This is a genomic window from Marinitoga sp. 1138, assembly GCF_013363265.1.
GTDB classification, from domain to species: Bacteria; Thermotogota; Thermotogae; order Petrotogales; family Petrotogaceae; genus Marinitoga; species Marinitoga piezophila.
The window spans coordinates 95,987-106,112 of the sequence record NZ_LBFA01000020.1; the positions used below are offsets into that span (position 1 = coordinate 95,987).

Annotated in this window: 12 protein-coding genes, 1 other RNA gene and 1 pseudogene; 6 read left to right on the forward strand and 8 right to left on the reverse strand. The window is 29.6% G+C overall.

Annotated elements, in window-relative coordinates; all coding sequences use genetic code 11:
• Positions 1-26: 26 nt before the first annotated feature.
• The 4 genes from XO11_RS10745 to flgB all read right to left on the reverse strand — a co-directional run bounded on the left by XO11_RS10745 (position 27) and on the right by flgB (position 1,686).
• The gene (locus tag XO11_RS10745; protein ID WP_041639028.1) at positions 27-305 is read right to left on the reverse strand and encodes a cupin domain-containing protein; all 279 of its coding nucleotides are present in this window, start codon (positions 303-305) and stop codon (positions 27-29) included.
• A 220-nt stretch (positions 306-525) separates the two neighbouring features.
• Positions 526-834 carry a flagellar hook-basal body complex protein FliE gene (gene fliE / locus XO11_RS07800; protein ID WP_014297064.1) on the reverse strand — a complete coding sequence of 103 codons (309 nt, stop codon included), beginning with the start codon at positions 832-834 and terminating at the stop codon, positions 526-528.
• A gap of 16 nt (positions 835-850) precedes the next feature.
• On the reverse strand, positions 851-1,276 hold the full coding sequence (gene flgC, locus XO11_RS07805) for a flagellar basal body rod protein FlgC (protein ID WP_041639029.1): 426 nt from the start codon (positions 1,274-1,276) through the stop codon (positions 851-853).
• A gap of 5 nt (positions 1,277-1,281) precedes the next feature.
• Positions 1,282-1,686 carry a flagellar basal body rod protein FlgB gene (gene flgB / locus XO11_RS07810; protein WP_014297066.1) on the reverse strand — a complete coding sequence of 135 codons (405 nt, stop codon included), beginning with the start codon at positions 1,684-1,686 and terminating at the stop codon, positions 1,282-1,284.
• 62 nt (positions 1,687-1,748) lie between these two features.
• Here flgB and XO11_RS07815 point away from each other — a divergent pair, with 62 nt between their 5' ends.
• Positions 1,749-2,762, forward strand: a complete 1,014-nt coding sequence (locus XO11_RS07815) for a polysaccharide pyruvyl transferase family protein (RefSeq protein ID WP_014297067.1) — start codon at positions 1,749-1,751, stop codon at positions 2,760-2,762.
• Here XO11_RS07815 and XO11_RS07820 read toward each other — a convergent pair.
• Positions 2,746-3,792, reverse strand: a complete 1,047-nt coding sequence (locus XO11_RS07820; RefSeq protein ID WP_075780671.1) for a hypothetical protein — start codon at positions 3,790-3,792, stop codon at positions 2,746-2,748. The two genes, XO11_RS07815 and XO11_RS07820, sit on opposite strands and share 17 nt — an antisense overlap.
• Before the next feature lie 187 nt (positions 3,793-3,979).
• On the opposite strand from XO11_RS07820, the gene XO11_RS07825 reads away from it, so the two are divergent.
• From XO11_RS07825 to ssrA, 4 genes are all read left to right on the forward strand, one after another.
• The gene (locus XO11_RS07825) at positions 3,980-4,396 is read left to right on the forward strand and encodes an OsmC family protein (protein ID WP_014297069.1); all 417 of its coding nucleotides are present in this window, start codon (positions 3,980-3,982) and stop codon (positions 4,394-4,396) included.
• A gap of 1 nt (position 4,397) precedes the next feature.
• Positions 4,398-5,219 (forward strand): Mrp/NBP35 family ATP-binding protein, encoded by an 822-nt coding sequence (locus XO11_RS07830; protein WP_075780672.1) that lies wholly within the window; start codon positions 4,398-4,400, stop codon positions 5,217-5,219.
• A complete protein-coding gene (mtnA, locus tag XO11_RS07835) occupies positions 5,216-6,253 on the forward strand; it encodes an S-methyl-5-thioribose-1-phosphate isomerase (protein ID WP_014297071.1) in 1,038 nt (345 codons plus the stop codon). The genes XO11_RS07830 and mtnA overlap by 4 nt, the downstream gene beginning before the upstream one ends.
• A gap of 31 nt (positions 6,254-6,284) precedes the next feature.
• Positions 6,285-6,645, forward strand: a transfer-messenger RNA (tmRNA) gene (gene ssrA / locus XO11_RS07840).
• A 41-nt stretch (positions 6,646-6,686) separates the two neighbouring features.
• Here ssrA and XO11_RS07845 read toward each other — a convergent pair.
• Positions 6,687-7,298 (reverse strand): hypothetical protein, encoded by a 612-nt coding sequence (locus XO11_RS07845; protein ID WP_175418457.1) that lies wholly within the window; start codon positions 7,296-7,298, stop codon positions 6,687-6,689.
• Between the two features lie 36 nt (positions 7,299-7,334).
• Positions 7,335-8,072, reverse strand: a complete 738-nt coding sequence (locus tag XO11_RS07850; protein ID WP_014297073.1) for a hypothetical protein — start codon at positions 8,070-8,072, stop codon at positions 7,335-7,337.
• 178 nt (positions 8,073-8,250) lie between these two features.
• Between XO11_RS07850 and XO11_RS07855 the strand changes: the two genes are divergently transcribed.
• On the forward strand, positions 8,251-9,777 hold the full coding sequence (locus XO11_RS07855) for an AAA-like domain-containing protein (protein ID WP_175418458.1): 1,527 nt from the start codon (positions 8,251-8,253) through the stop codon (positions 9,775-9,777).
• Positions 9,778-9,819: 42 nt separating this feature from the next.
• Here the strand turns inward: XO11_RS07855 and XO11_RS07860 are convergent.
• Positions 9,820-10,126 (reverse strand): annotated as a pseudogene (locus tag XO11_RS07860) (hypothetical protein); the annotation flags it as partial.

Sequence of the window (10,126 nt, forward strand, 5' to 3'; positions counted from 1 at the left end):
AAAATAAGGCTCGAATTTTTCGAGCCTTATATATTTATTCCGAAATTATAATGTTTTTTAATATCTTCTAAAATCTCCCAGGTGCAGGATAATCCCTTTTTAAATCGTACAAGGTCACCTTTTTCAATTAAATACTCGCCGTTTTCAGTATATACTTTTACCTTACCTTCGAGGATATAGCAAACTTCAGAATCATCATAATACCAATCAAATTTTGAAGCTTCCTTTGTCCAAATTGGCCATTTTTCTACATCCAGTTTTTTTAATAAGTCTTCATCAGGATTTTTAATTATTTTTACTTCCATTTCATTATCCATCATTTTCACCACCGGATCCTTTAATTTTTTTTCAAGATTAACCATTGTTTCACCAAGTAGTTGAAAATATTCTTCTATGGATTCTTTGTCAAAATTTTTGACAAGAAAATCCTCCAGATCATCAAATGATGCATCTGGATTCTCTTCAAAAAAAGTATCAACCATTGAAATAATTTTTTCCAATCTTTCCATCGAATAACCTCACTTATTAAATCTGCATTCTCATAATTTCTTTGTAAGCCTGAACTATCTTGTTAGTAACTTCGGTTGTGAGTTTTAAAGATAAAGAAGCCTTTTCGGCAGAAATAATAACATTGTGAATGTTATCAATCTTACCAGCTGCATAATCAGCACTCATTTGTTGAGCCACCTTTTGCGTTTTGTTAACATCTTCAATAGCGTTTTTAAGGATATCTGCAAAATTGAGATTTCCCTGTTTTGTTTGATCCTTTTTTTGCGTCCGTGCTATATTATTAATTCCATTTATTCCTGAAATACCTGGTACCTTTTCAATCATTTATTGCACCTCCTAACTATGCTCCACGACCAATAGATAATGCAGAATTAAACATTGATTTTGCCGAATTCACCACAGCCACATTTGCTTCATAAGCTCTCTGTGCTGTAATTAAATCGACCATTTCACGTAAAACATTAACATTTGGATACTTTACATATCCGTTTTCGTCAGCGTCAGGATGTCCGGGATCGTAAACAAGTCTAAAAGGGCTTTTATCCTCAGCCAATTTCCCGACTTTTACGCCAGATAATTGCTCATCCTTTGTTGCTTTTTCTTTATTTAAAACCTCTTTAAAGGTTACAATCTTTCTTCGATATGGTCCACCATTTTCTGTTCTTGTGGTGTTGGCATTAGCAAGATTATTTGATATAACTTCTGATCTAAATCTTTCTGCAGTCATCCCGCTTGCTGCAATATCCATTATTTTAAATGCGTTTATATTCATTATCTAATGCCTCCTATAACTGTCTTGTAATCATTAAATCTATAATTTATTAACCTTGTTAAAGCGTTGTATTGTAAAGTATTTTCCATCATTTTTACCATTTCAACGTCAATATCAACATTGTTTCCATCTTCTCTATTGCTTCTTGATTTGTCCTCGATTATATTATAACTCACTTCATTTAAATCTGGAATATTTTTTAAGTGTTTTTGATTTGTAGTTTTAAGTTTTATTTCATTACTATCTCCAAGAGCTTTTCTTAACTCTTCTTCAAAGGAGACGTCTTTTCTTTTATAACCGGGTGTGTTATAATTAGCTATATTATGAGAATAAACTCTCTGCCTAACAGAAACTGCATCGAGAGATTTTGGTATAATATTTAATGCAAGGTCTTTTACAAACATTTTAATCGCCTCCTGAATTATAATTCTATATATACATAAAAAATCCCTAAGGAGAGAAAAATATGAAAAAAATTTTTCTTATAGGTTATTACGGTCATGGGAATCTTGGAGATGAAATGTTATTTGAATCAACATTATATCTTCTTCAAGAATCAGGTTTTATAGGAGAAATATATGTTATTTCTGATAAACCGTTAGAAAAAGAAAATTTTAAAATTACAAATGTGGAAAAGTTTGATATTCCAGGTATAATAAAAACAATAAATCAAAGTAATTTAATTATATTTGGAGGAGGGAATCTTCTTCAAACAGAGACTTCTCTTAGAAGTTTCTGGTATTATGAATTTATAATAAACATAGCAAAACATTATAAAAAAAATATAGTATTTTTTTCACAGGGATTTGGTCATTTTAAACACAAATCAGCATTAAGAAGATTACCTAAAATTCTAAAATATAAAAATCTCTATGGTATTTTAAGAGATAAAACCAGTTATAGATATGCAAAAAGATATTCTAGAAACTTTGCATATGGTGTGGATATAGGTGTTTTGAAGTATAAAAATACAATCTTTAAGCGTGATCCGCAAAAAGGTCATGTTTCTATAGTAATAAAAAACAAAAGAAACTGGTCTAAAATAGTGAAAATACTAAAAGATTTAAAAGTTGAAAGACTTACCCCTATAGTATTTAATAAATCTCAGGATTCCATACATGCATATGAGTTTTTTGAACAATTTGAAAAAGAAATAAATATGAATTTTCCAATAACAGATGAAAGTAAAATAATAGATGAAATGTTAAAATCCGAATTTGTAATTTCTGATAGATTACATGGTGGGATATTATCATTATATCTGGGAACTCCCGTGATTTTATATAAAAACAAGAAAAATTTCAGGGTATTTAAATCTATAGACTATAAATATAATCTCTTCTTTTCAAATGAGGAAGATATATTATATCCTATAGCAATGCTAAATGATTTTGATTTTGAGATTTTCCAAAGTAAATTTTTATTAATGCTAAACGCATCTCATCACGAACATCTGGATTTAATTAAAACCTTCTTATAATATTAAGAGTTTTATTTTCCGTATCCAATACCAGTATTATATTATCTGTTGGGACCTCTATATCTATAAGATAATCTCCAATCTTTAGTTTTTCATACACCTTGAGGTTTTTATCAATTACAAAAAATTCTCCTGTAATATGAGAAATAGCAAATAAAAAGTCATTTGATTTATTATAAGCAAAATCTACAATAGGAATATCCTTTAGGATATGTCTAATCTTTTTATCTTTAAAAGAATAAAAATACAATCCGCCGTAATGGGAATTACCTACAATCATATCATTGAAAATTCCTATATTCGTAAGATTTTTTCCAAATTGTGCGATCTTTTTTTGATAATTATCAGAAAATTCAAAAATTCCACCTTCAAAATATTCACCTAAATAATAATAATCATTGTATTTTACAATATCAATAGGGAACAAAATACGTTTTAAGTTTATTATAAAATCTTCTTTTGAAAGATCGAAAAGCAATTTATAAGTTTTTAAAATGTCATCCTTTTCGTTTTCATACATAGGAACCATAATGTCATCATCTATAATTGAAATAAAAGGAGCACGTACAGGGAATTTATAAAAATTATCGATTTTAAGCTTTTGCTTGTCTATTATATATAAACCATAAGGATTAATTGTAGTAATATAAAATTTATCATTTGAATATTTCATATTAATAGGTCTCGCGTAAAGCTTTAATTTCCTGCTCAAACTTCCCCATTTATTAATAACCTTTATTGAAGGGTCGCCGTTGTCTATAACATATAGATAATTATTAATATAATATCCCGCCATTGGAATTGAAAGTATTCCGTTGTCCACATACAATACAGTGTCACCATTTACATAATCTACTACTTTAGCTGTTCCACTATAATTACAAATTGTAGCATAATTCCCATAAATGTCTATATGAAAGGTTCTTTCGCCAACGGGGATCTTATCAACAACCTGAAATGTATCAGGCGAACCAAATATGTTTATACTTGCCAATAAAATTATTATAAAAATATATAAATATCTTTTCATCTTCAACCTCCTGGATAATAACATTCATCTTATAATTATACATCAAAATTTTATATTTACCAACAAAATAATATTTTATAGTTTTTTTAACTCTTAATTTTTATGTTATTTAAAATTAATCACAATATATGTATAATATAAATATATATGACAGAAAAAATCATATTTAAAACAGGAGGTATTAAATATGGAATTAGAATTAAAACATATGGGTGGAATGCAATTTGTAGCTAAGACACCTTCTGGACACGATGTAATAATAGATGCCTCGCCTGAAGTTGGAGGAGCAAATACAGGGCCAAGAGCTCTTGAATTATTCTTAGCAGGAATTGGTGGATGTACAGGAATAGATGTAGCATTGATTTTAAAGAAAATGAAAGTAAATTATAAAGATTTAAGAGTAAAATTAGAAACAGAAAGAAAAGAAGATCATCCAAAAGCATTTACAAAAATAAATATCAAATATTATTTTAAAGGAAAAGATCTTCCAATGGAAAAATTAGAAAGAGCAGTAAAATTATCTCAGGAAAAATATTGCTCTGCTTCTGCAACTGTAAAAGGTGTGGCAGAAGTTACATATGAGATAATTGTTGAGGAGGAATAATATGGCAGATAAAAAAATTCAATTTAATTTACCAAATCAGGATGATTTAAAAAATATCAAACACATAATAATGGTAATGAGTGGTAAAGGTGGAGTTGGAAAATCTACAATAGCTGTAAATTTAGCTGTAGCCCTTTCTCTCGAAGGAAGAAAGGTTGGATTAATGGATATTGACATGCATGGTCCAAACGTAATGAGAATGCTTGGTGGAACAGAAAAAGATCATCCATACCAGGTTGGAGAAAAGATTTTACCGCCAGAAGTAAATGGAATAAAAGTTATATCAGTTTCTCAATTTGTACCGGAATCAGGAAAACCAATAGTATGGAGAGGTCCGATAAAAACAGGAACTATAAAACAATTCTTTAACGATATTGAATGGGAAGACTTAGATTATCTCGTTATTGATGCACCTCCCGGAACAGGTGATGAACCATTAACAGTAATGCAGATGTTAAAAAGATTTGATGGTGCAATTATAGTAACAACACCTTCTGAAGTATCAAAAGATGATGTTGAAAGAGCAATTAATTTCTTTACAGTAATGAACAAAAAAGTATTGGGACTTGTTGAAAATATGGCATACTTTGAATGTCCAAATTGCCATACAAAGCACTACATATTTGGTAAAAACGGTGCAAAAAGTCTGGCAGAAAAATATAATCTTCCAATTTTAGCAGAAATACCAATTAGTGAAGAAATAAGAACAAATATGGATAACGGAAAGCCTGCAGCATACTTTGGAAAACCAGAACATGTAGCTCCATATGTTCAATTAGCTAAAAAGGTAATTGCTGAAGTGGAAAAGGATGAAGAAAAATGAGCAAGTTAAAAACTATGTCCATGGAATGGACTGGTGAAGAATTCATATTAATAGATCAAAGATATTTACCATTAGAAGAAAAATATGTAACCTGTAAAACATATGAAGAAGTTGCAAAATCAATTAAAGATATGGTTGTTAGAGGTGCTCCTGCAATAGGAGCCTCTGCAGCCTTTGGATATGTTCTTGGCGTAAAAGAATTTATAGGTAAGCCAGAATTTGAAGAAAAAATGAAAGAGGTTAAAAAAACACTTGCCAACACACGACCTACAGCGGTAAACCTTTTCTGGGCTCTTGAAAGAATGGAAAAAAGACTAAATGAAATAAAAAATGAAGAAAATATTGTTGAATTAATTGAAAAAGAAGCTCTTGATATTGCATTTGAAGATATAGAAGCCAATAAAACAATGGGGAGATTTGGTGGCGAGTTATTAAATGATGGAGATACCGTTTTAACCCATTGTAATACAGGCTCCCTTGCTACAGTAGATTATGGAACGGCACTTGGAGTAATCAGAGGCGCAAGGGATATGGGAAAAGATATAAAGGTATATGCTGATGAAACAAGACCATATCTACAGGGGGCAAGACTTACAGTATGGGAGTTATATAAAGACGGATTTGATGTAACATTAATTTCCGATAATATGGCCGGTTGGGTAATGAAACAGGGAAAAATAAATGCTGTAATTGTTGGTGCAGATAGAATTGCTGCAAATGGAGATACTGCAAACAAAATAGGAACATATTCAGTTGCAGTGCTTGCAAAAGAGCATGGAATCCCATTTTATGTGGCAGCACCATTATCTACAATAGACCTTGATACACCAACAGGAAATGAAATTCCAATTGAAGAAAGATCACACGATGAAGTTAGGTATTGTCATAAATCAAAAATGGTTCCTGAAGAAATAAAAGTTTATAATCCTGCTTTTGATGTTACACCAAACGAATTAATTACAGCGATTATTACAGAAAAAGGCGTTGTAAGACCACCATATAACGAAAATTTGAAAAAACTCTTTGAAAAATAAAACAATTTATGATATAATATTGCGTTGTATCGGGGGCGAAACGGTTTCGACGGGGGTAGAGTAAGTCGGAAAGCGAGCCGTGGAAGACTGTAACCACGTAAAACAATCGGTCAAAAAGAGAATTGCCGAAGAAAATTACGCATTAGCTGCTTAATATAATATAACGCAGCCGTCCTTCTAACCGTTGGGGCCGAGCGGTTAGCAAGGGCGTCATAAAATTGGCCCTTACCTGAAATCCATTCTCCCGGGATTTCGGGGACAATTCAGGGAGATAGTCTGGCGTTAGCCTGCCTGTGGGCGAACGCCAGGCGAAAGCAAAACACAGGCTGCGCTCGGAGACGTCCGGCTTACTCTACTTTCGGACGCGGGTTCGACTCCCGCCGCCTCCACCAAAATCAAATAAAAAAATCGTGCGGAAAACCGCACGATTTTTTTATTTGAATAAATTAATATCTGATTCATATTGGAATTTATCTATTTTATTTGTAGAAAAAAATGCCTGAAATTTTTGTGTACTTTTGTTTTCTTCAGAAATAGAAAAACCAACAAAACAATTAAAAGTTTCAAATTTATTTTCAAATGATATTCCAATATTTAAAAATAAATCTTCAACGAGTTTGACAGAATATACAGAATATGAATATAATAAATCAAAATGACTTATTTTTAATCCTCCGTATAATGAATAAAAATCTTCTTTTCTTCCAATTATAATAGAAAACATATTCATAATATTATCGTTCTCCACAAAATCTTCATAACCAATTGCAATATTAAGCGGAATATTAAAAAGAGTATATTTGCTACCATATAAAAAATAAGTTATTTGATAAGTATCGCTATCATTATTAGAAAGAATTATTCCGCCTTCTATTTTTTTATCAAATTCATAATAAAGTTTTATAAGCGCTGATTGAGTTGATAATCCATATGCCAAACGAAAAGAAGATTCTTCAATAAATGGCTCGTGAAAATCTATAAATATTCCAAATGAAATAATATAAAACAATTTTATTATAATTACAAATAAGATAATTCTTTTCATTGGATCACACTCGCTTTAATATTATGTATAAAGCACCTATAAATTAATTAAAAAACCAGTTCTAACTTTGAAAGAATTTTCCATCCATTTAACTCCTGTTAAAATCTCAACATTGTTTTCATTATTTATAAAGAGTTTTTTATTAAAATGAATAAAAATCATAGGATGTAAATCAAAAAGCGGTATATCTTCTTCATAAAAAAAAGGTTTTGAAAATTCTACAGTAATATAATTTTCATAATTAAGTTTAAAGGAAAAAGTACCATAACCTGTATAAATAGGTTCATATTCTTTCATTATTTCTAAAGTATTATAATTAACATCATAAATTTTTCTTATTTCCAGTCCAAGAGAAAAAATAGTATTTTCAAGCTCTGTTCCAATATTAATATTTATATATTTTGAATTATGGCGATGAAAAAAAGTATATGCATTATAACTCATTAAACTTACAATAAAATTACCAAAATCAGCAGAAAAATCAAAATAACCTCCCAGTGTTATTAAAAGGTCAATAGGTAACTCAAATATATTTTGAAAGTCTTTTTTTATATAGATGCCATTTTCATTTGGAAGATTAAAATCTTCAATTGAAAATCCAAATCGAAAATAATAATCATCATTGCTTTCCCAGGAAAATTTATCCAGGAGAATAAATACATATGTATTTTTTTTATATGAAGAAACTCTAAAAGGAGATGGAACTTTAGAAAAAAAAGCCACAATGTTGATAGATATTAAAATCATAAAAATGATAATAAACTTTTTTTTCATTTTATTCTCCCCTTCCTGAAGAATATTTAATTTTAGAATTTTTATAAAAAATATTCGTCGAATAAACTTCAAGTAAATTATAGCATAACATATTATATAAAAAGATTTATATACAAACAAAATAAGCCGAAAGCCTCATTTTGTTTTGATATGGTATAATTGAAGCGGAGGTGGAACGATGAGAACATTTTGTACGTCAGGACCAGTTGATAAGAAAACATGTTATTATGTTGAAAGACCGGATATAATGGCAGAAGCGCTTGATCATATAGAAAACTGGAGATATTTTACAGTATCTGCACCAAGACAGAGTGGAAAAACCACATTGTTGATGGATATTGTAGAAAAAGTAAAAGAGAAATATTTGCCAATATTTATATCATTTGAAAGTTTTGGAAGAATAAAAACAGAAGAGATGTTTATAAAAAACTTCAATAAAAAGGTTAAGAATTTTTTTAAGTTTAATATGGATATAGATTTTGAACCAAAAAAAATATCAGCTATAAGTGAATTAGATGAGTATATAATGGACATAAATAAAAAGTTTGGAAAAGATGTAATTTTAATGATAGATGAATTTGAAAGGTTAAACGAAACATTAATGAATGAATTTCTACACGTAATAAGAGAAATATATCATTCAAGACATGGATATAAACTCAGAAGTGTAATATTAATCAGTGTAAGTTATTTAAGCGGAGTATTGGAAGACAATGCAAGTCCATTTAACATAGCAGAACATATGGAAGTACCATACTTTACAAAAGAACAGGTATATGATTTATTAAGCCAACATGAAAAAGAAACAGGGCAAATATTCGATGAAAAAGTAAAAGAATTAATATGGCATAACGCAGCAGGGCAACCTGGACTAACCAATGGTCTTGCATACGATTTAGTTACTAAAAAAGCTCCTGGTGAAAAGATTATAACAGTGGAGCATTTTGAAAAGACACTTGAAGATTATATGTATGTCTATATTGATAAAAATATAGCCAATATATTGCATAAAGCAGAAAAAGAAAAGGAATTAATAATGAAAATACTATTTGAGCCTGGAAAAGTAAAATTTTCAATATACGATAAAAGAATAAATTTTCTATATCAACACGGAGTAATAGATAATTGTGGAGGTAAATGCTGTGTAAGAGTACCATTATACTACAAAGCATTATATACAAGATTTATGCCGGAAATAAACGGAGAAAAAAACTATATGGCAACAATAAATGATACAATAAAGCCATACATAAAAAAAGACGGAAGTCTTGATTTAAATAAATTACTCGAAAGATATACAGAATATATCAAATTAAGAGGAGCGACAATGTTCAAAGGAAGGAATTATTATGAAGGAGTATATCAATATAACTTAGACCAATTCTTAAGCTTATATGTAGAAGCAGCAGAAGGAAAGGTATATCCAGAAACACAGGTAGGAGGAGGAAGGATAGATTTATTAATAAATCTGAATAATAGGGAATATCTAATAGAAATAAAAACAAACCTAACAGGAAATGAATATGAAAAATCGAAAAAGCAATTAGTGGAATATTTAAAAAGAAGTGGCTTAAAAGAAGGCTGGCTTGTGATATATTCAGAAGCAATAGAAGATTTCAAACATGAAATAGAAGAAATAGATGGAGTAAAAATCAATGTGTGGTTTATAAAAACAAACTTTGAAAGTCCATCGAAAGTGAATTAAGATAATTCAATAAAAATAATCCTTCCAGAATTTCTGGAAGGGTTATTTTAAAAACCTCTCAATAATCTCATCAATCAAAGCTCTTTCATCATCTTCAAAAGAGTAATAACCAAGAGCAACACGCTTATAGCCTAAACCATATTTAAGAGCAAAATCACGAACCTTACCTTTTGGATAAGGAGTAATGGGCCATTTAATATCGTATCGAACGCAATTTCTTAAAAACACATCAAAGATTTTCATTTCCTCATCACTGAGCTTAAAATAATTAAAAACAAACTCCTTAAAGTTCTTTGGTTTCTTAAAAAGTTCAGTGATGAGTTTTTTTCTTGCTAAATAAAATGGTGAA

What these genes read in the sequence shown, in the direction of transcription:
- XO11_RS10745 (WP_041639028.1), bottom strand. Translation starts at nt 305, where the DNA reads ATGGAAGTAAAAATAATTAAAAATCCTGATGAAGACTTATTAAAAAAA.
- fliE (WP_014297064.1), bottom strand. Translation starts at nt 834, where the DNA reads ATGATTGAAAAGGTACCAGGTATTTCAGGAATAAATGGAATTAATAAT.
- flgB (WP_014297066.1), bottom strand. Translation starts at nt 1,686, where the DNA reads ATGTTTGTAAAAGACCTTGCATTAAATATTATACCAAAATCTCTCGAT.
- XO11_RS07815 (WP_014297067.1), top strand. Translation starts at nt 1,749, where the DNA reads ATGAAAAAAATTTTTCTTATAGGTTATTACGGTCATGGGAATCTTGGA.
- XO11_RS07820 (WP_075780671.1), bottom strand. Translation starts at nt 3,792, where the DNA reads ATGAAAAGATATTTATATATTTTTATAATAATTTTATTGGCAAGTATA.
- XO11_RS07825 (WP_014297069.1), top strand. Translation starts at nt 3,980, where the DNA reads ATGGAATTAGAATTAAAACATATGGGTGGAATGCAATTTGTAGCTAAG.
- XO11_RS07830 (WP_075780672.1), top strand. Translation starts at nt 4,398, where the DNA reads ATGGCAGATAAAAAAATTCAATTTAATTTACCAAATCAGGATGATTTA.
- mtnA (WP_014297071.1), top strand. Translation starts at nt 5,216, where the DNA reads ATGAGCAAGTTAAAAACTATGTCCATGGAATGGACTGGTGAAGAATTC.
- XO11_RS07845 (WP_175418457.1), bottom strand. Translation starts at nt 7,298, where the DNA reads ATGAAAAGAATTATCTTATTTGTAATTATAATAAAATTGTTTTATATT.
- XO11_RS07850 (WP_014297073.1), bottom strand. Translation starts at nt 8,072, where the DNA reads ATGAAAAAAAAGTTTATTATCATTTTTATGATTTTAATATCTATCAAC.
- XO11_RS07855 (WP_175418458.1), top strand. Translation starts at nt 8,251, where the DNA reads ATGAGAACATTTTGTACGTCAGGACCAGTTGATAAGAAAACATGTTAT.